The sequence below is a fragment of the Novipirellula herctigrandis genome (assembly GCA_007859835.1).
Taxonomy (GTDB): Bacteria; Planctomycetota; Planctomycetia; order Pirellulales; family Pirellulaceae; genus Novipirellula_A; species Novipirellula_A herctigrandis.
The window spans coordinates 199,663-220,437 of sequence record SJPJ01000001.1; the positions used below are offsets into that span (position 1 = coordinate 199,663).

Here is a 20,775-nt window from a genome sequence, read left to right on the forward strand (position 1 = left end):
TCGCCGATTCCAAATGGAACCGCGTCGGCGAATACGACTACGCTCAACGAGATTGCACGCAGCACGTTTTTGGCGTGGGAATAACTACGCGTTGTGTGTCTCCTTGTATTGGGACTATTGACGATTTGGGACTATTGACGATATTGCTTGTGAGAGAAAATTTGCTGCAAGGCCGCACGTTAGGAATCATTGTCAAAGCAGCGATTGCTGCAAACGTGTGCTACTTCGCTGGGCCTATATTGGAGACCTATGTTCTTTGGCTTGGCTACAATCGGTCGTGGGTCCGTTGGTTCCTGTTTCTCGGCGGAATGCTGCTCACGGCAATACTGGCTACACTCGTACTTCGACGCCCGTTTGTTCCGTGGCAGGGTTAGAAACGATGAACGAAGAGAAATTGCACGAGATTCGCGAGAATGGTTTCACGTTGATTCGTGGTGTAGTCGACTTGCCGACAGCGGATGCACGATTGCGTGCATGTTGTGGGTGCCTGCTAAGTCATTTTGCTAAGTCATTTTGCTAAGCCATTCTGTAGAACTCTTCCCAGTCGCTGCGGACGGGCGGGTTGAGCAGCACATTGGCATCGTCGTTACCGACAAACTTCTTCTGGTTTGGATCGAAAGTTAGATCGGTATTTAAATATTGGGTGATCGTTCCCAACGCCAAAACTTGGGTCAACGTCGCGGCAGAACTGAATGGCGAGTTCGTTTTGCCTTCGCCTTTGCAGGCATTCAGAAAGCTTTGGAAATGATCTGGCTGAGTGCTGGCGGCGTCATCGAGCTTAAGTCTATCCGCGTACTCTTTTTGCGTCGCGGATGGAATGATCTCCGGCGCATCGCCGTGATGGCCGCGCAGGATCGCAAAGTCACTGTTATCGCTGTATAGCAGTGTACCGCCGCCACGAGAACGCGGGTTGCCGGATGCGTTGCCCTTCAGGAATCGTTCTAACGCCTTTGGACGGAAGTCTCCACCATCGCGCCACGTAAGATTCAAGCCTGGCATCTCACCACGCGCCGGGAATTGCATTGAAAGATGAGAGCTGAGCGGATAGAAGATGTCATTGTGATCTTCCATGTAAAGCGACTTTAGTTGTGTCGGAAGACCAAGATTCAACTTGTCATGCGCGTAGTCGACAATGTGGGCGCCCCAATCACCCAGCATCCCCATGCCGTATTCATAGAATCCACGCCAGCTGAATGGGTGGTAAAGCTTGTTGAACGGCAACATTTTCCGGGGGCCGCACCACAAGTCGTAGTCGTTCAGCGACGGTGGAATCGGATCAACAGTCGGCTTGCCTTTGAGTCTTTCTTCTTGCTTCATGAACCACAAGCCAGGGCTTTTCCAGGCGTCCATTTTGGTGATGTTGTTGCAAAGTCCAAGCTTCACCATTTTTGAGAAGGTGTCAAAACCGGTTCCCGTGTGGCCTTGATTGCCCATTTGCGTGACGACACCGTATTTCTTCTCTGCACGTTTGAGCAACTCCGATTCGTGAAACGTTCGGGTCAGTGGCTTTTCGACGTAAACATGTTTACCCATCGACATCGCCAAGATCGTTGCGCAAAAGTGCGAGTGATCCGGCACAACCACACTTACCGCGTCGATGTCGTCGCCCATCTTGTCAAACATCTCGCGGAAGTCATTGAAACGCGGAACGCTGGGGTATTTTTTCAGAATGTCGGCGGTCCCTTTGGGCAATTCAAAATCGACATCACAAAACGCCACCGGTTCGGCAACACCGTCTCTGCAAAGTGAGGGAATCACTTTGCTGGCTCGGCCGCCAACACCAACGCAAGCCAGATTGATTCGCTCGCTTGGCGGCAATCGATCGCCAGCAGCCCGCGCTGACGTCAGGTAAGAAGGCAGAATGGTCGCACCAAAGGCGAGCGCGGATCGTTTGAGGTGTTCGCGGCGTGTTGATTTATGCATGTGATTTCCTAACAGGCGAGTAACTTAGAGGCGAGTAAACTTATGCGAGCAGACGCGCCAAACACCCTGGTGGGCTCGTGAGGCGATGACGCAGCACTCTGTCGACGGTAACGTTTACGAATCATGTTCGCCAGCGTTTTCCCAGTAACAATTTGTGATGAGGCGTCTTTTCTAATGCTGGAACCTCATGGTACCTGCCGCGAAATCTTGTTCGATATTCCGGAAATCTACATTTTTCGCCAGCGCAGCCAACTCCCTCGCTTAGAATTCCAAAAATCGGGGGAGAATTTGCGGCAGGTGATCCGCTGGGGCGGCATCAGGAACAACAGCAGATCGTGTTGTGGTCCGTGATCGGCTATCGAATCTACAACTCAGTCCTGACCTTGGCGGGAATCCAATCGCGGCAAGTTAATCGCTGCCCCCAGCAGATTATCCGCTTAGCCACGATACTCCGCGATGGCCACCAAAATGGTGTGACGTCATGGGGAGGCCGCCAACCCGACCGCCGATCCGTAAATCATGGATTGGAGTACAGATCCGCAGGACCTGTCAAAACAGAAGTGAGTGCCTCGGGAAACAATGCCAGGACTTGACCGAACCGATGAACAGGACGAAGCTTCGGGGATTCCCAATCCGCTACTAGTCAAAGCCGAGGGAAACGCAGATTTCCGAGGTTGAGTTACCTTCGTTTTTACCAAGACACCAATGAGCATGAATATGTCGAAAGTTTTTATCGTCGCGATGATCGCGTTGGCGTGCTTCTCGAAGAGCGGAGTAGCGGCGGAACAGGAAATTTCCAAGCCAAACGTGCTGTGGGTTTTGACGGACGATCATCGCTACGACTCGATCCGTGCGTTTAACAAAATGTTACATGGCCGGGAAATGAGCGAGCTCGGTTATGTTGAGTCGCCGAACACCGATCGTTTGGCAAAAATGGGTACGACGTTCATCAACACCTATTGCCAGGCCCAGGGCTGCGCACCGTCACGTGCTTCAATGCATTATGGCCGCTATCCATTCCGCACAGGCATCTATGAGTTCGAATACCATAACAACGACGCGGAGCACTGTCGGCCGACGCTGCCGGAAACCATGGCAGAGCTTGGGTACCAAACCACGCATGTTGGAAAGTTGGGTGTACGCATCAAAACCATCAAAGGAAACTGGGCCGCGCCGCATCCGATCTACCAGCAGAGTTTCTATTTCAAAGACCTCGCCAAAGACGGACTATGCGCTTGGGGCAAGGACTGGATTTCGCAAATCAACGGAGTGAAGTTTGACAAGCCCTTCCAGAGTCTCGAGTTCTTTGTCACGCCAGAGGGCAAACGCGAATACTGCTCAGGAGAGCTGGAAAAGGTCATGCCGGAATTCGCTGGCACCGCCGCCAACACAATGGATAAATACGACCTGCTGCGTCACTACAACGAGAAGAAGGGCAAGTACATCGATAGCGGCATGATTCTTGCCGGCGTCAGTGCACGGGAAGCAGGAAAGACCCGTGATGGGTACTACTCCTCAATCTTCGTGGATTATCTGAATAATACGAATCGAAAGTTCAAAGTTGGCACGAAGGACTATGACGGAGTGGATACGTCCAAGCCGCTTTTCTGTCATATTGGCTTCGACTTTCCGCATACTCCCGTGCTGCCGCCCGCCGACTTCCGAAAGCGTTTTCAAGAACACACCTACAAGGTTCCTGTCTTCGATCAGAAGGAACTCGAAACCATGCCGGCGCAGTTGAAGAAACAGGTGGCCCATGGATTCTCAGATCATTTCAGCGATGACGAGAAACAGGCAATGATCCAAGACTACTATGCGTTCTGCGCGTACGGTGATGTTCTGGTCGGGCAAGCTGCTGACGCATTTGTTGAATATAGTGAAACGCAAAACCAAGCTTGGATGATCGTGTACGTATGCGGCGATCATGGATGGAAGTTAAACGATCATGGTTCTGTGTCCAAATTCACGCCTTGGGAAGTCGACACTCACAACCCCATCATCGTGGTGTCGTCGGATAAGCAGGCGTTCCCTGCTGATAAGGTCGTCACCGACTTCACGGAGTTTGTCGACATTGCACCGACGATTCTTGCTGCTGGTGGAGCTAAACTTAGCGACGAGAAGTACCAGTATCTTGATGGTCACAACATGGCTGGGGTCGTTTCCGGCACGATTCCTGCCCGCGACTATGTGATCGGTGAAAGCCATGCCGTGATCGGCCCTCGCGCATTCATCCGCACCAAGGAGTATGTGTTCTCCATGCAAACTCGCCCAGACAAAAACCGCGGCAAGGACATGCAATGGGCGCAAAACGCATCCTATAAGGAACTCGATCCCGCTCTGTATCACATGGCGTCTGATCCGCAGGAACTGAAAAACTTGGCGTTCAACCCGGAATATCAGAAGATCGCAAAAACGATGCAGAACAAACTGCTCAACATTGTGCTTGGCGACAACCGCGTTGAGGTGGATTGGGGTGGCAATAAGGCACTGGGAACAACCATCTTTCGCAGCAATTTTGCTCCCGGCTCTGATGACAAGAAACTCGATCTACAGCGTTAACGCATCCGTATCCAATACAAGACGTCTTTCAAATGCCAACAATCGAGAAGGACTTCAAGTTGGATTAATTTTCCAATGTTGATGGTGTCTATTCCGTTCGTCACTCTGGCGTCGCCCTCGGACGCAGGAGCGTCGCATTTGCGAAGAACTTTGTCGCATCTGAACGTATGCTATGCAAATGGTTTTGGGTACTGTTAACGTTTCATTTGCAGACAATCGGTTTGCATGGCCCTGATTCACATTCAACCAATCCCAACACCATGACACTGTCTAATCAATGTGTTCGCTTGTGTGCTCTTTTAACGTTCTTATGCTTGATGATTTCTGTTTGCCTTGAGTCTACTGCGGACTCACCCAAGACGCCAAAACACGGCAACACTGAGAAGCGAATGGACCTCACCGACTGGGAGCTCGTATGGCAAGACGAGTTTGACTATCCCAATGAAAGGTTAGATGAAAATTGGGAATCCCAGAACAGCCCGAGTCATCATATTCTTTGCAGTCGTTGGCGTGAGAACGCTGTGGTGAAAAATGGCATTTTGCATCTAATCAATAAGAAAGAGAACCGTGGCGGACAAGAGTGGACCTCGGGGAGCGTCTGGAGCAAGAAGAAGTTCAAATATGGTTACTTCGAATGCCGCTACCGCTATGCCGAGGCGACGGGAACGAACAACTCGTTTTGGTTGATGACGCGCGGCTCCGATCCAGCCGTTGGTAAACGTTTCGAGATCGATATCAACGAGGGGCACTATCCCAACGAGGTCAACACGAACATCCACAACTGGACCGACGTGGTCACTCACGCTGATGGAACCAAGACACACCCGTCTGCACACGAAGGATTCGCTTATGGGATGCGGCCCGACTACTCTTTGCCCCTCGAGATTCCGGTAACAACGAAACGACTCCGGCTGACCTCAACCACAAGCCCTCATTTCCACATCCGTGAATTTCGCATTTTTGGCGTCAGCAATCAGTACCCGGACGCTCTGTCGGAGACGGCGGATCGTGATCTCAAAGGCTTGGTGAATCACGCCAGAGACCCGAGCGTGCAGATCGAAGCCAGTGGCGTCTTTAACGACAAGACGAAGCCGGAGCATGCGGCCGACGGCACTTGGAACACTAGTTGGATCTCTCACGATGATGGTGAAAAATGGTTGGAGTTCCGCTGGCCTCGACCGATCACCGTCGGATGTATTCAATTTATCAACGGCTGGCAGTCCAAAGGAGAGTGGACAGGATGGGGGCAAGTCAGCAACTACCGAATTCAAGCTCATGATGGACGCGTGTGGAAAGAAATTGCCACGATGGACTCCAAGGACGCTGCTGACTTTGGCGCAAACTACCACACCTACGGGATGCTTTGGACGGAGGATGAAATCGTGTTCTATCAAGACCGGAAAGAACTCCGACGAGTCGCCAACGAGTTCTGCAAAAGCGAAAGCCCCATTTGGCTGAGTGAGGCGATTATCCGCTGGGCTGGTTCGGTTTCGGACCAGATCGACGGAACGAGTATGAAAGTTGACTGGGTGCGCTACTACCAAAAGGGAGATAGTCAGTGATGAAGCATGGAATCCGTATCCTCGTCATCCTTCTTCTCGCTTCGTTCTTAGCCCATCCCAGCATAAGCAATGAACCTGTGTTTCCGCACGAGATGCCAACGGAGAAGCCAGGCATACCGATGAGTTCTGCGACAGAGCGGATGTTTCAGTATCCAGCGCCACGTGTTCAAGACAATGAACTTTTTTCTCAGTTCAAATACACTCGGCTGAAAGGATTTGACTATAGCAACGGGGATGGAACGATCTCTCGCCGTGACCCATCAAGACCGATCCGGGTGAACGGCAAGTATCATATCTGGTATACCCGGCGGCACACAAAAGTTCCGCCGATTGGCTGGGACCGCGCCCGGGAAGCGACTGAAGTTGTTCCATCGACCGACTGGGATCTTTGTGACATCTGGCATGCAACCAGTGAGGATGGTGTCATATGGGAAGAACAAGGTGTCGCCGTATCACGACCGGAGAAGCCTTCGCCTGGATGGCGTTCGGTCTGTACACCTGACATTCTGGTGTGGAAAGGAAAGTACTATCTGTACTACCAAGCGTTTGACGAGCCCAGCGGGCTTCGCGGGGACCTGTGTCCGGTCTCAGTATCCTACGCTGACTCACCATCCGGACCCTGGAAACACGGCGGCGATGCAGTGATTCCGTTTGGAAAGAATGGTGAATGGGATCAAAATGCGACGCACGATCCTCATCCGATTGTTTTCAGGGGCAAAATTTATATTTATTACAAAGCGGCCTACAACAAGTGGCCTGAAAAACGAGACAAATATGCGGTTGCCCATGGCCTCGTTATGGCTGACGATCCGCTCGGGCCATTCGAAAAGCATCCGCTCAATCCAGTCCTGAATTCGGGGCACGAGACGACTTACTTCCCATTCAAAGAAGGCGTTGCTGCACTGGCCGTCAAAGACGGAAACGAGCGGGATACGATGCAGTATTCCAAGGATGGCGTGAACTTTCAAATCGCCTCGTGTTTGTCTCTGACACCAACCGCCGCAGCTCCCTACGTTCCAGATGCCTTTACAAACACAAAAGACGGTCGCGGTTTCACGTGGGGGCTATGTCATTTCGTCAATGCCGGCACTCCCCGAAAAAGCTATTCCATCATGGCGCGTTTTGACTGTGATTTAAGCCGTGACTACGACGAACCAGCATTCAAGAAAACAGGAGTCTGGCATAGGCCCGAATTCTATTTTGAGCAAGGGATGAATACGCTTCGGGAGCACCCCGAAGGCCGATAGTCGATCGGTATTCGAGAGTTGTTGCTTTGATGAGTAGAAGATCAAAGGCAGCTGAAAAACACAAAATCCAAATAGTTGCCGACCGCATGTTCAAGGAGGTTCAAGGACATCGTGAGGTCCGGTCGCCCCAACCGTTCCCGGGCGATGATGCTGAAAGCAAGCACGATTGGGGTAATGATCAATGAAAACACGGCGAAAAAAAATGTCGACATGACGCGCAGAAGGACGTTCAGACTTCTCGCCCTGTTGGCAACCCCGGCACTCAAATCGACCGGCTTGTCAGTTTCGTGGGCGTGCCGAAGTTCGTTATGACAATGCCCGTGCGCTGAGCGACAAACGATACCGCTAGATCCGCAACTACATGCCGTATGCGACGTGGATACAACAACCACGCTATAGGACTGGCATAATGATGATTCCGAAAATCAAAGCCGGCGACAGCGTAACCGTACGTTACATCGGCCGACGCATTACTCGAAGGAGCAAGAACGCAACATGACTGCTTTAGACGTTCGACGATTTTTCTTTCTTTGTGCAATCGCAAGTGTCACCGCTGCGGCGGCGGAAAAGCCCAATATCATCCTGATCATGACCGATGACCAAGGTTGGGGGCAAACCGGATACTACAACCACCCCGTCCTTCAGACACCCCACTTGGATGAGATGGCTGCAGGCGGATTGCGGTTCGACCGGTTTTATGCAGGTGCGCCCGTCTGTTCGCCTACTCGGGCTAGTGTTTTAACGGGCCGAACCAACGACAGGACGGGGGTGCCCTCGCACGGACACGCTCTACGCCTGCAGGAGAGAACCCTCTCCGCTGCGCTGAAGAAGGTTGGCTATGCAACGGGCCACTTCGGAAAATGGCACCTGAATGGACTTCGTGGACCAGGTGTGCCTGTGTTGGGAGACGACACGCATAGTCCCGGCGCGTTTGGTTTTGATGAATGGTTGACGGTAAGCAACTTCTTTGACATGAATCCTGTGATGAGTCGCAATGGCACATTCGTGGAGTTGCAAGGTGACTCGTCTGAAATCATTGTGAACGAGTCGTTGAAGTTCATTGCTGCTGCTGCGATGAAGGAAAAGCCCTTCCTAGCTGTTATTTGGGCGGGATCCCCACACGGACCTTGGTTGGCCAAGGACGAGGACCGGGACCCTTTCAAAAAACTTGATTCGAATAGCCAGCATCATTATGGCGAGTTGGCAGCGTTTGACCGGAGCGTGGGAGTATTGCGCAAAGGACTGCGTGATTTGGATGTTGCGGACAATACGCTTGTGTGGTTCTGCAGCGATAACGGCGGACTCGCCGGAATCAAACCGGGGACCGTGGGTGGGTTGCGCGGCCACAAAGGATCTGTCTTTGAAGGCGGATTGCGTGTCCCTTGTATCGTTGAGTGGCCATCCACGATTAAGCCACGCATCACCAGCTACCCGGCGGCTACGATGGACATCTTCCCAACGATCGTTGAAATCTTGGAACTGCCAGACGCCTCAATGCTTGAACCGATTGATGGAATCAGTCTGGTCCCGCTGCTGAGCCAAGATTCGGCCAAACGGGAAAAGCCGCTACCCTTTCGATTTGGCGATCAAGGAGCACTTTTGGATAACCATTTCAAACTAGTCACGTTGGATAGGCGGACAGACAATTTCCAGCTGTTTGATTTGAAGCGTGACCCGACGGAATCCAAAAATATCGCAGCAGCAAACCCAGAGGTCTTTGCAAAGATGAAATCCACGTTTCGGCAATGGAGCGACTCGGTTGACGCTAGCATTGCTGGTAAAGACTATCCCGAAGGCCACCTGAATCCGGGGGAGCCGGAATCACATCTCTGGACGGAAGATGATCGCTATCAGCCCTTCTTTGAACAATGGAAGAAACGCCCCGAATATGCGAAGAGACTCAACGATAAAAGCAGTAAGAAGACAACCAAGAAACCGAAATAGTATGACCAGGCCTTGTTGGTGACGCGGCGAAGCAATCCGTGTCGCCGAAGCCGTTTCTCGCGACGAGGAGGGCGACAGAACGACGCCACCGTGGACGACGCATGAAGCGCGGTTCATTCGGATCGCCTATCACCTTTACTTCCGGGCCCGGGGGCTCGGCTACGACATCCGAGCGGACGAAGTCTACAGCCCCGAGCGGTTCGGCATGTCGGCCGCGATGGAATACGCCGAGACGCTCGAGCCCGAAGCTCGGGCACTTGTCGCCGCATCGTTTCGCCAAATCTGTAGCCAAGCCCCTCCAGCTCCGCCTGATTAATGAAATCTACGACCAAGCTCTCTTTAGCGCGATTGCCAACGCTAGCGCGAATTAGTCGGCGCACTTCCTCAACTAAGCTTGCTTTGTCTTTGGTTTTCTTGTTGTGCTCGAAAATCAGTTCCAGAATGTAGTCCAGATTGATCTCTTGAGACTTCAGCAGATCCACCTCAAAAACCACATCAGTCCAATCGATGGTGGATTCCTCAGTTTCGTTGCTGGCCTTTTCACGCCGCAGCCAATCTCGAATGTCGTCGTACGTCGATCGGTAATCTTGCACCTTGCGATCAGGCGGCACGTCGATGCCCTGCAATGCCTCCAGTTCTTCGTCGCTTAGGTAATGCTCTTCCTTGAAAGCTTCGACTTGCTCAGGATCGTTCACGTCGATGCTTTGCAGGGCTTTCATGCTCGCGAACTCATCGAAATTCTGCAGGATGTTTTCAACCCGCAAACTCGCCAAACAGCAAAGCAAAGTCCATCGTCAATCACGTTTTTCTGTCGCGGTGGAGGAAGCGAGGGCGAAGGTGAATTGGTTGAGGACGGTTTTGTAGTACACGAGGGAAGCAAGGCGAGGATGGAAGTCGTAGCGTCCGCGATGGCTTCAGTAACTCCAAAACGCGAGAGCTTGATTTCAGCTGGCGTGATGGAACAACGCGATGGCCACTACTACTTCACACAAGACTATCTGTTTGGATCGCCCAGTACCGCAGCAGCGGTCGTCCTAGGACGAAGCGCGAACGGTTGGGTTGAATGGAAAGACAAAAACGGAGCAACGCTCAGCGAAGTGCATCGCGATTCGAATGAAAGTAGCGACCCGTCCGACGACGAATTGCAATAGATCAGGGGACACCGGCTCTGCAATAGTTCCGACCCATCTATCTACCCAACCAGCCAACACGCCCGCGACGTCGCCTTTGTGCGGCCTTGTCGCGGGCATTTCTTTTGACCGTTGGCCAACGTTTCCCCTCGTTATTCGGCACGCGAAAAAGTTTTCGGAATAACTCCGGAACAACGCTGGATGTGTTTTCGAGACAGAGGTAACTGTGTGGTCCCGCCCGCCACGGTGGCCAACGCGGAAAAACCGAAACGCCCAACAACGGGAACACAAACATGGCTACGAAGAAAACCACGTCCGCTACCAAGATATCACGCTTTATTGGACCGACGGCGGACCCCGCAAATACCGCTTCGACGCGGAACGATCCGCCTCGGTGACAGCTTGCGCCTACTGGCAAGTTGTCCGAGCAGAACTATGCAGTATGTGCTTGAGTTCACCAACGCGGATCTGGACTCGGCCGTTGACCGAACCGGAGAAGATGGCAGTGACGGTTCGAGAGATGTTTGGTGGAAAGAGGCTGGTTCGAACGTTGGAAGTGGCAGCTAGTTTGGGAAGAAACTACGGAACGGTAAAAACGCATTTACATCGAGCTGGGCAACTAGGGCTGTTGATCTGCGTACCGCGGAAGGGTTGGCTTCCGGCAAAAATCGCAGGATCAGATGCGTCACGAAGTCAACTCGATCTATTTCTTAAGCTTGACCAAGTACAACTCCAGTAACGGCTTTTGCGACTGCACTTTGTATTCGAAAAGAATTTTGGTGCCGTGATGGAATGTCGTCTTCATCAATGTTGATTTTGCGAGAACGACCAGGTGGAAGATCTACCAACAGCAAAACGGACGTTGTGTGATTCGTGCTATTACTTTCATCATCCTTTGCGTAATAGCCAATCTCGAATTCAATCTCGCCAATGTGGAATTTAGTTTTGTTGTTGACTGTTATTACGTTTTTGTAGTTGTCGACCAAAACCCTGATTTTTCGTGACCACTGGTTCGTTGGCAAGCTCTGCATGAATAGAGGATCCATCCACGAAGCACTGAAATCATGAAGAATGGGATGATGAGCCTGAGCAATAATCGAAGCGGCAAGTTTGAACGCTTCGTCTTTGTCAAGATCGAGCGTGAGTGATTTAATGCTTGCGTCCGTTACACCGGACTGTGATTTGCCTTTGGGTGGAACTACAAAACTGAATCGCACGGCGACTTTATCGCCCTCTGATGTTACGTGTGCAATGTAATTCCAGGCTCGCTCCCCAGTGCCATACTCAGTTCCACTTTTGTAAACGCATGTAAATTTCATTGACGTGAGCCTCTGTTGATTTTCACTTGGTTATTGGTGTCGCGTATTCCGCATTCTAGCAGGTCTTTCTCTTGAGCACGGAGGCTCGCCTTGGATCGCAACGATACGCCGAATGACGACGAAGGCAAATTGCCCGACGACGTCGCCGATGCTTGGGCTGCGGTTTTGATCGACGTGTACGAGAAGACGAAAGATCAGGCAAACACTGCTGCGGCTGAGGATACAGCACGGCTATTGATGGAAGTCTGCGAACGCCGTGAAGCGATGCAGAAAGATTCAGTTGCTGAACATTAGGGGAAAGTCGCTCCTTTGGGTGCATCCTTTCTAATTCAAGAAAGCATGTTGCGGAGTGATTTGATTTCGATAGGTGGATATTTGGAATGCATAATTCGATGGCAGTTGGCGCATACAATCGCAAGGTCTTTGATGGTAGTTTTCGTTCCATCGGCTAAATCCGCAAGTGGCGTGAGGTGATGAACTTCGCAGTAAGCTACGCCATAGACGTTCTGGGAATCAAACCCGCAAACCTCGCAAGCCAATGACTTCGCTGACTTCTTTTTTCCCGCTACGAGTTTCCTGTCACGTTCACGAACAAGGTGTCTCACAAGACGTTTTCGACCTTCGCCTTTAATTGACGTTGTCATGTCAACATCGATGTTCTCCAATACCTCGCTAGGCCTTGGCACCGATGAAAGAGCAAAGATCGCTTTCAGTCGTTTCGCAAAAGGCTTGTCCGTTGGGTAAGCGTTCACATAGGCATCGACAACACAACTAACGTCTTCGTCGTTGAGCCCTTTCAATGTCTGCTGAACAAAGAAATGCTTGTTCGGTGGTTTCCCTGGAACATACGCAGTGCGAGTAACCAGCCAATCCACGATCCGAACGTGATGACGATGAGTGTTGGTATCGGTTCGCAACGGATTCTTCCGTGCAGTTGGTGGCAAATAATCGCTTTCAACAACTCCGATACCTACCACCTCGTTGTAAGCATTGTTTTCAATGATAACGTCGCCAACTCCAATAGCATCTACAAATTCGCAAATCATCTTTGCGGCGCCTTTGCCATTGCCTTTGGCTTTTGGGCCGTGAACGTTTTCGAGGGCAGCCAAGGCATCTGACTCGTGGGCAAAGACTCGGTAATCCGAATCAGGGAGCCAGCCAATGCCGATGCAATGATTGTTTCTAAAAACGTCCCAGTCGTTGGCGTTGTCTCCAGGAGCGATCTTCCATGAGGTTTTCATAGTGCTGATTGGTTCCGAGGTATTGATTCGTTGTTAGGATATTCTAGTCAGTTGCAATAGCCCCAGTAAGAACTGGCTCGCTCATGGATGAGATGACACCAACCCGCATCTACAACGACGGACCTTGCTTCTAGCGGGAAACGCTGGGCGTTGGAAACCATGCTGCAAAACAGAAGAAAACAAAAACAGCAGACAAAGCATGCACGGGACCGTCACAGCCAAACAAGTTGCTTCTCTTTGCATTGCTTGCTGAGACGGAGAATTTGCTGAAAGATAAAAGCATCCGCCTCAATGTAAGTTGCAAACAAGACGTTAGCGTCGCCCCGTCCATGTGCGATTCGATTTCGGGTTTCATACCAACCATCAACCTTTTTGCTATCGCCTTTCTTCAATGACTTCATGTCGATGCCGTAAATGCGGCTTAGGATTTTTCGTCGTTCAACCCGATTCTCAGCAGGCGTTTTCATCCAACTCCAAATCCCCTCGTTAGATATCTCGCTGCCGAAAGTTCGCAAATGCAGTTCCTCGTCAATCGCAATCAGCTCATTGTCGCATGTAGGCCCAACCATCCCATGCGGTCGGTGATACACAAGACAGCGTAACGCATCAACTTCAAACTGCTCCCACGCGCCCAGAAGACGCACAAAGGTCGACGCCACAACAAAGCTGGCAATACCATTTAGACCATACATACCGTACGAAAAATTACCAATTCGTTGGCCACCAATACCCTGTGCATGACGAGCATACGAATGGGTGAGCACATCACGAAGACCATCCGATTCCATTGGATATTGCAGATGCCGATGCATCTCTATCTTAAAGCAAGAACATAAATTGCGAATCGCGTCGGCTTGAACGTCGTCGATATTAGTCAGACCTTTTGGATCACCCAAACCTGTGATGTCCAACCCATTCTCGTCTAGCCAATACGGCCATTTTTCTCGAAGGATGAATGCAAGCGAGGAACATAGAGCGTATTGCAGCGTCTTCGTGCAGTCCAAACACGATGTTGCAACATAGTTTGGCTTGAAATCCAAAATGTCGGAGTGTTCGTCCATCGTGGTAGCTGCTAATTCCTTTTCTTTTTGGGGGGGAATGTCAACTGATAACCCTCAACGGTTCCGCCATGCATTTTACTGCAGGACATTCGGCCAAGTCACATCATGGGGGAGTGTCGCCTCGCAGAACGGTGCGATCAAATGATTCTAGCACAGACCCATTGCCAGAAGTTATGCCCGATAGTTGGAACGGAGTTAATACATAACAATGGCGATTGATGGATCAAGCCAGTCAACACGAATCTACAACGACGGACCTTGCTTCCCCAATTCGCCGCTCAATGCCGAATCCGAGAAAGCGTACCGGCGTTGGTTTGCTCGGACTGCTGAGGGTGTTCCTAAATGCGCCAAGCCGAACCGCTCGGTGTTCGACGACCTCATGCGGACCAGACAGACGGTTCGTAACCTCGCCGTCGTGGGCGAGGACGCGGGCGTGTGTTTGTTCCGGTTACGACACTAGATCGAGGCATCCAAAGCTCGCGGGCGAGCCCAGGCGGTTTGGGGTGCTATCGAAGGTTGGCAACATTTCGCATCGGCAGGTTACGACGCCGAAACGATTCGCTCGATCGTCATGCGAGCATGGAACCTCCGCGTTCAACGTTGGTCGAATGCCATCCTTCGTCCGGACAAGATCGTTATGCCACCATTGCCGCACGAAGGCATCGACACCGCGACGCAAGAGAAACTCGATGAGATACGCCAATCATGGGAACTGACCTACGACTCGCTTCCTCGCGCTGCAGACATCCGGCCGCGGAGCCTACGTCGATCGCTCGACCGTTTTCCGCTGCTCAAACCGCCAATCATTCACGGGCTACTTCGTGCCGGCGAAACGATGAACGTCATCGCGCCACCGAAGGTCGGCAAGTCTTGGTTGGCCAGCGACATGCATTGGCTGTGGCTACTGGACGTCCGTGGCTCGGTCAGTACGAAACCGAACCGGGCGACGTGCTCATCATTGACAACGAACTCCACCCGACGACTTCGGCGAACCGGATCCCGACAGTGAGGGACGGTCGCGGGATCACGCCCGACGACGTCGCCGACCATTTGTTCGTCTCGAACCTTCGCGGCAACCTCAAGGAGATCCGTTCGCTCGGGCAGTACTTCGATCACGTCTTTGAAAACCGTTTCAAGATGATCGTCATCGATGCGTTCTATCGAATGCTTCCGGCCGAGTCCGACGAAAACGATAACGCGGCGATGGCGAGCGTTTACAACACGATTGATCGCTACGCCGAGATGCTCGGTTCGGCTTTCGTGTTGATCCATCACACCAGCAAGGGCAACCAATCGTTCAAGTCTGTGACCGACGTCGGTGCGGGCGCTGGTACCAAATCCCGAATAGCGCGACGAGTATTCAGCCGGTTGGAAAGGATGGCAGACGTACGAATGCGTTCCTCGACTTCCCAGCCGTAGAACGCGTTCGGCTTGTGTGTGTATTCGCGTTGAACGCCATCAGGGCAAACGTAGATGCCTTCGGCCTTTGCACGCTTTTCAGAAACCTTGTGCTCGGAATGACAGGCGGTACCTAATCACTTTGCACGCTTGGTTGATTCTTTGTGTTCACCGGAATAGATGTCCTCGTCAGGAAACCTTCGAGATCCGAACGTTTAAATAGTCGATACCCATTTGCCGGGTTTCGTTGCATTGGGATTTGCCCGTCCTCCGGCCGCTTCCGCAACGTGGTCTGCGCAACACCCAGAATCTCAGCGGCGTCCGCAATTTTCACGTACTCACTCAACTTCGGCATTGAACCGCTCCGGTATCTCAAACTCGTTTCATGCCCACAGGCGTAAGTCTATCAAAGTCTGCAGTCCTGCGATATACTCTGTTCGGGAACAGTTTTGTCTAACCGAGTGTTCACACAGCAGGGTGAAAATTGAGACGTCGGAAAAAGGGAGTCGCATCACATACGCTTCAGTATCTTTGGAGTTGTCCAGTATTTGGGAACCCCGGTACTGTGCGTCGCAACGTCGATCTGACAATCGCACCTGAGTTGTTTAGCCGACACGACACAGATAGCCATTTGAGCAATTTGCCTTACCAGCACGCTCATATGCTAGAGCAACGCAGTCCAGATTCGATTAGCGGAGTTTGGGGGATTTCACATTGGCGTAGCGAACGAATGTTCGGCAATGTCACGCGAGACTTGCATCCAACCGGCAAACCTTATGCGGAGGTCGAAGAAGCGGTCTGGAAGGAGGCACGATGGTTCCGACTCCTCTCATACCATCGAATCGAGTCTTCGACTCATGCGATCCAGCAATTGCAACGCATGCGAGAAGTGCGATTTGCATGCGAGATCAACGAAGATTGGTATGATCCGCCGAAAGGCGAGATACCCGTGCTTGGTCCAAGCCCTGACTTTTCAACTTCTCATGCATTTCCGTTGCTGCATTATGATCCCGCGAGTCGTCGGTTCGTCTTCCCGAACTCTTGGGGACACGAGTGGGGCGATGATGGATTAGGATCTCTCCCTATCGAGAATTGGGATCGATCCATCGTTTCCGCTTGGAATATTACGACACATGCGGTGTCTGTTCCTGCTAACGGTGATACGGGTGTTGTTTCACGAGGCTGGAAACTGGGGGATCGATATGGAGAGGGTGTTCATTGTGTAGAGATCGTCGACGCCGATAACGATGAATACTTGGCATGGGCATTTTGTATTCGGAGGAACGGTTTCCTTGATGTTGACGAATTCTTTGTACGCCCTGAGGCACGCGGCAAGGGTTATGCGATAGAACTCTGCCGGCTTGTCCAGCGTCTGAGTCATCAAACAAAGCTTGAGGTTCGCTTAGTTGTTAGTTTCGCCGACACCGAGGACTACGCAATAGATGGTGCGTCAGCCGTTGCAAGAATGTTTGGCGTCAACTTAGTTGACGCGGACGTGCGGTGGGCGTCGATGTTCGGCATAGCGAATGCACCGCCACCGCCCCCTCGCAATTGGAAACCTGTTCGTCCGGAGTCGATTCTTGAAAAGCTTCGGCCGAGAGATGAACAGCCACTGCGTGATCCAAGGCAGTACACGGTTTTCTTTGGCACGAATCGCAAGCCAGTAGACGCTGCTGATTTGTCGAAAGGGTTTACAAACGAACGAGACTACGAACTCCACCGTGGACACTGCTTAGTCGAGATTCCTGCGACACACAAATTCGGATCCGTCGGACGAGGCTGGATCCCGTTCTTCAAGAAGGCAGCCAGCGACGAGAAACGGATCGTCACAACGCAACCATTGAATGCTGAAGAAATGCGATTGTTCGCTAGGCAGCTGACGAAGAAATTTGAACAAGATAAGCACAACCTACTGTTCTTGCATGGTTTCAAGAACTCGTTTGAAGATGCCGCTCTGCGATCTGCGCAGCTCGGGTTCGATCTTAAGTTGCCAGGTGCCACGTTCTTCTACAGTTGGCCCGCCAAGGGTTCACTGAAAGGCTATCCCGCAGACGAGGCAACAATTGAAACAAGTGTGACGTACTGCCTGTCGTTCGTCATTGAACTTCTAGAAACGTTCCCAGACATACCGTTGCACATCGTATCGCACAGCATGGGAAACCGGCTGGCCGTTCGGGTCTTTGAAAAATTGGCTCTCATGGAGAAACCGCCAGGGCAGCTTGGACAGCTCGTTTTTGCAGCTGCAGACATCGATGTTGATCTCTTTGCTCAGTCGCTTCCATCGATTGAGACCCTCGGACAACGACTAACGGCTTATACGTCTCGCGGCGATCTAGCCGTTCACCTCTCTGCACGTATTCACGACTATCCACGGCTTGGCTTAGCTCCACCTATTCAATGTTTCGATGGCGTCGATACCGTACTGGCTGAAGGATTTGCAATCTCGGAGTTGTTGGGGCACGACTACGTTACTGAGGCTTCACCACTGCTCTCCGATTTGTTTAACTTGATTCGTTATGGCAGCAACCCAGACGAACGACCGAGAACAATTCGTGAGACAGACTCGAAAACCAATTTGCCGTTTTGGTCATTGCCGCTTGCCTAGCACTTTGGCCTTCGACGCGTTGTTCGCCACGCCAACCCATCGACCTGCCCAGGCAGCCAACACGCCCGCGACGTCGCCTTTGTGCGGCCTTGTTGCGGGCATTTCTTTTAACCGTTGGCCAACGGTCCCCGCGTTTTTAGGCACACTAAAAAGGTTTCTGAATTACTCCGGAACAGCGCTGGATGTGTTTTCGAGACAGAGGTAACTGTGTGGCCCCGCCCGCCACGGTGGCCAACGCGGAAAAACCGAAACGCCCAACTACGGGAACACAAACATGGCTACGAAGAAAACCACCACCGCTACCAAGACATCACGCTCTATTGGACCGACGGTGGACCACGCAAATACCGCTTCCAACGCGGTACGATCCGCCTCGGTGACAGCTTGCGCCTACTAGCTAGTTGCGAGATGACAACTAGCGATATTCGGTTGGAACGAGTCAGCAGGAAAAGGGGGCTGTGACGGCTTAAGACGCGAGTGATGACCATTCCCTAATAACCACTTAAGCAGGCAAGTTTGGAAAGAACTTGCCCAACTTGGCTAGGGATTTACACGACACGAGAAATGTCAATTTTGGCGATTTCTATTTGAGTAGACGTCGTCGAGGGAACCAACGCAATCTGGCTACGAAACGGCACGCTTGATTCTGCCGAAGCCACGATGGAATTCAACGCCAAGATCTTGGTGAGAAGCAGGTAACTCATCGTCGTCGTCGATTGCCTCATTTGTGCTGCTTCTCTTAAAGTACGGTTGGTTCCGTGCGACCACAAGTCGTTACCGATACCGGTGGGAACCGGCGCACCTCGTTTACTTGAGTTCCTTCCGAAGTGGTTCGTCGACGATCAATGCTTCGGGGAAATCGGTCGCCTTCACGCCGCCACGATCGCGCAGTCGTTTGTTTTGCTGACGGCCACGTGGTGGATTCAAGGGAATCTCCATGCCGCCCAGCTCCTCCATCATCGCATAAAGCTGATTCTGCATTTGTTTCTTTGTCTTTGCAAACGCCGGGTCGTGAATAAGATTGTTTTGCTCCATTGGATCCGCTTGGATGTCGAACAACTCATCCGTATCCCAAAGTCCGTAATAGGTGGTGTACTTGTACTTGTCACCCCGCAATGAAAAGTGTGTCGGCGTTTGCGGATAGTTTTGTTCCCAGTAGTAGACGTAGAGGAAATAGTTTCGCCATGGAATTGACGTGCCCTGAGCCAGCGGAAGGAAGCTCTGTCCGTCCATGTGCGGCGGTTTCTTCAGTCCCATCGCCTCCATCACCGTCGGAGCGATGTCGATGTTGGCCACGACTTGGTCCACCACCGTTCCGCCTTGCACAATCGCGGGACACTGCATCAGCATCGGCACTCGACTTGATGTTTCGTACGCCACCCGTTTGTCGATCAATCCGTGCTCACCAAACATGTAGCCGTTGTCGCCCATGTAGATGACTAGCGTGTCATCATCGATCCCCATTTTTCGTAGCTGATCCATCACCGCGCCGATGCTGTCATCGACACTGCGCAAAGCTTCGCAGTAACTCTTGTAGAACGTCTCGGCACTTGTATCGGTGTGCAATGGAAAGTCCATGCCGTGCCAACTATTACGTTGGTCGAGCAACCAACGAGGCCGATTGAGGTGATTGTTGGTTAGCAATTTGCTCGATGACGGAAATTCGTACGGATAGTCCGTCAGCGTGCCTTTGTATTTAGGCTCCGGTGTAAAGGGACCGTGCACCGCTTTGTGGGAAAGATAGAGAAAGAAAGGTTTCTCGCGGTCGGTTTGTTGCTCAAGAAAATCGATCGCTCGTCGTGTCAGAAGCGTGGTGATGTAATCATCCTGCGGCACTCGCTTGCCGTTATCGTTAATCGTGTACTTGTCGTTCGGCGGATAGTACTGTCCCTGACCTTTGAAGCTAACCCAGTAGTCGAAGCCAGGGCGAGGATCATCGCTTGCCGCCCCCATGTGCCACTTACCGATGAACCCGGTGGTGTATCCAGCCTTTTGTAGATATTGCGGGAAGAACAACGTGCCCTCAGGAACCAAACGCTGATTGTCGATCACTCGGTGACGAAATGTGTACAGGCCGGTCAAGATCGAAGCACGGCTGGGCGAGCAGAGTGAAGTGGTAACAAACGCATTTTTTAGATGCGCGCCATGACGAGCCATCGCATCCATGTGTGGCGTCTTCGCGAAGGGGTGGCCCATGAAACTCATCGCATCGTAGCGATGATCGTCCGAGAGAATAAAAACAACGTTCCGAGGCTTCGCTCCCTCGATCTTTTCTGCATCGACAGACTCGGGAACAGGGACAACGTCTGCGCATGCTGAAAGGGATAGGGCGATGCTGGCGACAAGGCCAATGAGTTGTGCTGTGACTTGGTTCATAAGTTACCTCGCTTCGAAATTTCTAAGATAGCGGACCGCAGGATGTGTCGAAATGAAATAATCCCGTCACCCGCCGGTAGCCAGAAACGCTCCTTCACGGTGCAGGGCCTCTCCATTTAGGGGCGTTTCAAAATAGTTGTAACAAACGCGTTGCGTGGATTTGCGCCAATGGTGCCGAATGTTCAAACAGGACTATACCAAAGAGTCGCCACGTTGACTTGTTTGCGCTTTTCAAAGTGAATTGCAACGGAGTTCTCTGTGCGAGATGTTCTTTTTCCGGCACGATTCGTTCTTTCACGACGCCTAACGGGTTGCCACTACCATCGGGTTCATCAGAAATCCAAGCGTTGCTTGAGAAGGATCGCATGGGCATCAAACGGTTTGCCAAATCCAATATGGCAAAACCTGTC

At 51.8% G+C, this 20,775-nt stretch carries 19 protein-coding genes; 11 read left to right on the forward strand and 8 right to left on the reverse strand.

Translation table 11 applies throughout. From position 1 onward, the window contains the following. The first annotated feature begins 149 nt into the window (after window positions 1–149). Window positions 150–374, forward strand: coding sequence for a hypothetical protein (locus tag CA13_RS00715; protein WP_146393873.1), 225 nt, complete (start codon window positions 150–152; stop codon window positions 372–374). A 142-nt stretch (window positions 375–516) separates the two neighbouring features. Here CA13_RS00715 and CA13_RS00720 read toward each other — a convergent pair whose 3' ends face one another. Further along, window positions 517–1,923, reverse strand: a complete 1,407-nt coding sequence (locus tag CA13_RS00720; protein WP_146393875.1) for a Gfo/Idh/MocA family oxidoreductase — start codon at window positions 1,921–1,923, stop codon at window positions 517–519. A 717-nt stretch (window positions 1,924–2,640) separates the two neighbouring features. Between CA13_RS00720 and CA13_RS00725 the strand changes: the two genes are divergently transcribed. The 4 genes from CA13_RS00725 to CA13_RS00740 all read left to right on the forward strand — a co-directional run bounded on the left by CA13_RS00725 (window position 2,641) and on the right by CA13_RS00740 (window position 9,235). Then, window positions 2,641–4,482 carry a sulfatase-like hydrolase/transferase gene (locus CA13_RS00725; protein WP_473087430.1) on the forward strand — a complete coding sequence of 614 codons (1,842 nt, stop codon included), beginning with the start codon at window positions 2,641–2,643 and terminating at the stop codon, window positions 4,480–4,482. Between the two features lie 317 nt (window positions 4,483–4,799). After that, entirely contained in the window at window positions 4,800–6,044 is a 1,245-nt protein-coding gene (locus CA13_RS00730) for a family 16 glycosylhydrolase (protein ID WP_419193771.1), read from the forward strand. A gap of 119 nt (window positions 6,045–6,163) precedes the next feature. Continuing rightward, entirely contained in the window at window positions 6,164–7,291 is a 1,128-nt protein-coding gene (locus tag CA13_RS00735) for a glycoside hydrolase family 117 protein (protein WP_419193772.1), read from the forward strand. Window positions 7,292–7,786: 495 nt separating this feature from the next. Then, entirely contained in the window at window positions 7,787–9,235 is a 1,449-nt protein-coding gene (locus CA13_RS00740; protein WP_146393882.1) for a sulfatase family protein, read from the forward strand. Window positions 9,236–9,348: 113 nt separating this feature from the next. Here the strand turns inward: CA13_RS00740 and CA13_RS00745 are convergent, their stop codons facing one another. Further along, entirely contained in the window at window positions 9,349–9,954 is a 606-nt protein-coding gene (locus tag CA13_RS00745; RefSeq protein ID WP_146393884.1) for a type I restriction endonuclease subunit R, EcoR124 family, read from the reverse strand. Between CA13_RS00745 and CA13_RS36100 the strand changes: the two genes are divergently transcribed. Both CA13_RS36100 and CA13_RS34450 read left to right on the forward strand, forming a co-directional pair. Continuing rightward, complete coding sequence (locus CA13_RS36100; RefSeq protein ID WP_473087431.1) at window positions 9,913–10,386, forward strand: DUF4357 domain-containing protein; 474 nt, start codon at window positions 9,913–9,915, stop codon at window positions 10,384–10,386. The genes CA13_RS00745 and CA13_RS36100 overlap by 42 nt on opposite strands. Window positions 10,387–10,800: 414 nt before the next feature. Further along, window positions 10,801–10,932, forward strand: coding sequence for a hypothetical protein (locus tag CA13_RS34450; RefSeq protein ID WP_419193774.1), 132 nt, complete (start codon window positions 10,801–10,803; stop codon window positions 10,930–10,932). Between the two features lie 143 nt (window positions 10,933–11,075). Here CA13_RS34450 and CA13_RS00755 read toward each other — a convergent pair whose 3' ends face one another. Beyond that, entirely contained in the window at window positions 11,076–11,684 is a 609-nt protein-coding gene (locus CA13_RS00755) for a hypothetical protein (protein WP_146393886.1), read from the reverse strand. Window positions 11,685–11,774: 90 nt separating this feature from the next. Here CA13_RS00755 and CA13_RS00760 point away from each other — a divergent pair, with 90 nt between their 5' ends. Beyond that, window positions 11,775–11,978, forward strand: a complete 204-nt coding sequence (locus CA13_RS00760; RefSeq protein ID WP_146393888.1) for a hypothetical protein — start codon at window positions 11,775–11,777, stop codon at window positions 11,976–11,978. Window positions 11,979–12,013: 35 nt separating this feature from the next. Here CA13_RS00760 and CA13_RS00765 read toward each other — a convergent pair whose 3' ends face one another. Both CA13_RS00765 and CA13_RS00770 read right to left on the reverse strand, forming a co-directional pair. Beyond that, window positions 12,014–12,925: an HNH endonuclease gene (locus tag CA13_RS00765; RefSeq protein ID WP_146393890.1), complete on the reverse strand. Its 912-nt coding sequence runs from the start codon at window positions 12,923–12,925 to the stop codon at window positions 12,014–12,016. A 212-nt stretch (window positions 12,926–13,137) separates the two neighbouring features. After that, window positions 13,138–13,986, reverse strand: a complete 849-nt coding sequence (locus tag CA13_RS00770) for a hypothetical protein (RefSeq protein ID WP_146393892.1) — start codon at window positions 13,984–13,986, stop codon at window positions 13,138–13,140. A gap of 571 nt (window positions 13,987–14,557) precedes the next feature. Between CA13_RS00770 and CA13_RS34455 the strand changes: the two genes are divergently transcribed. Both CA13_RS34455 and CA13_RS00775 read left to right on the forward strand, forming a co-directional pair. Then, window positions 14,558–14,995: a hypothetical protein gene (locus CA13_RS34455; RefSeq protein WP_419195179.1), complete on the forward strand. Its 438-nt coding sequence runs from the start codon at window positions 14,558–14,560 to the stop codon at window positions 14,993–14,995. Continuing rightward, window positions 14,935–15,405 (forward strand): AAA family ATPase, encoded by a 471-nt coding sequence (locus CA13_RS00775; protein ID WP_419195072.1) that lies wholly within the window; start codon window positions 14,935–14,937, stop codon window positions 15,403–15,405. The genes CA13_RS34455 and CA13_RS00775 overlap by 61 nt, the downstream gene beginning before the upstream one ends. 112 nt (window positions 15,406–15,517) lie before the next feature. Here the strand turns inward: CA13_RS00775 and CA13_RS00780 are convergent, their stop codons facing one another. Next, on the reverse strand, window positions 15,518–15,739 hold the full coding sequence (locus CA13_RS00780; protein WP_146393896.1) for a helix-turn-helix domain-containing protein: 222 nt from the start codon (window positions 15,737–15,739) through the stop codon (window positions 15,518–15,520). A gap of 210 nt (window positions 15,740–15,949) precedes the next feature. On the opposite strand from CA13_RS00780, the gene CA13_RS00785 reads away from it, so the two are divergent. Continuing rightward, window positions 15,950–17,989 (forward strand): alpha/beta hydrolase, encoded by a 2,040-nt coding sequence (locus CA13_RS00785; RefSeq protein WP_419193775.1) that lies wholly within the window; start codon window positions 15,950–15,952, stop codon window positions 17,987–17,989. Window positions 17,990–18,537: 548 nt separating this feature from the next. Here CA13_RS00785 and CA13_RS34460 read toward each other — a convergent pair. Together CA13_RS34460 and CA13_RS00790 are read right to left on the reverse strand one after the other, a co-directional pair. Beyond that, a complete protein-coding gene (locus CA13_RS34460; RefSeq protein WP_419193776.1) occupies window positions 18,538–18,714 on the reverse strand; it encodes a hypothetical protein in 177 nt (58 codons plus the stop codon). Between the two features lie 82 nt (window positions 18,715–18,796). Further along, window positions 18,797–20,365 (reverse strand): sulfatase family protein, encoded by a 1,569-nt coding sequence (locus CA13_RS00790; RefSeq protein WP_146393900.1) that lies wholly within the window; start codon window positions 20,363–20,365, stop codon window positions 18,797–18,799. Window positions 20,366–20,775: the final 410 nt, after the last annotated feature.

Coding starts and splice junctions, on each gene's coding strand:
- CA13_RS00755 (WP_146393886.1), bottom strand. CDS start 11,684: ATGAAATTTACATGCGTTTACAAAAGTGGAACTGAGTATGGCACTGGG.
- CA13_RS00735 (WP_419193772.1), top strand. CDS start 6,164: ATGAGTTCTGCGACAGAGCGGATGTTTCAGTATCCAGCGCCACGTGTT.
- CA13_RS00765 (WP_146393890.1), bottom strand. CDS start 12,925: ATGAAAACCTCATGGAAGATCGCTCCTGGAGACAACGCCAACGACTGG.
- CA13_RS34455 (WP_419195179.1), top strand. CDS start 14,558: ATGCGAGCATGGAACCTCCGCGTTCAACGTTGGTCGAATGCCATCCTT.
- CA13_RS00730 (WP_419193771.1), top strand. CDS start 4,800: ATGATTTCTGTTTGCCTTGAGTCTACTGCGGACTCACCCAAGACGCCA.
- CA13_RS00780 (WP_146393896.1), bottom strand. CDS start 15,739: ATGCCGAAGTTGAGTGAGTACGTGAAAATTGCGGACGCCGCTGAGATT.
- CA13_RS00740 (WP_146393882.1), top strand. CDS start 7,787: ATGACTGCTTTAGACGTTCGACGATTTTTCTTTCTTTGTGCAATCGCA.
- CA13_RS34450 (WP_419193774.1), top strand. CDS start 10,801: ATGCAGTATGTGCTTGAGTTCACCAACGCGGATCTGGACTCGGCCGTT.
- CA13_RS00770 (WP_146393892.1), bottom strand. CDS start 13,986: ATGGACGAACACTCCGACATTTTGGATTTCAAGCCAAACTATGTTGCA.
- CA13_RS00790 (WP_146393900.1), bottom strand. CDS start 20,365: ATGAACCAAGTCACAGCACAACTCATTGGCCTTGTCGCCAGCATCGCC.
- CA13_RS00720 (WP_146393875.1), bottom strand. CDS start 1,923: ATGCATAAATCAACACGCCGCGAACACCTCAAACGATCCGCGCTCGCC.
- CA13_RS00745 (WP_146393884.1), bottom strand. CDS start 9,954: ATGAAAGCCCTGCAAAGCATCGACGTGAACGATCCTGAGCAAGTCGAA.
- CA13_RS00725 (WP_473087430.1), top strand. CDS start 2,641: ATGTCGAAAGTTTTTATCGTCGCGATGATCGCGTTGGCGTGCTTCTCG.
- CA13_RS34460 (WP_419193776.1), bottom strand. CDS start 18,714: ATGAGGCAATCGACGACGACGATGAGTTACCTGCTTCTCACCAAGATC.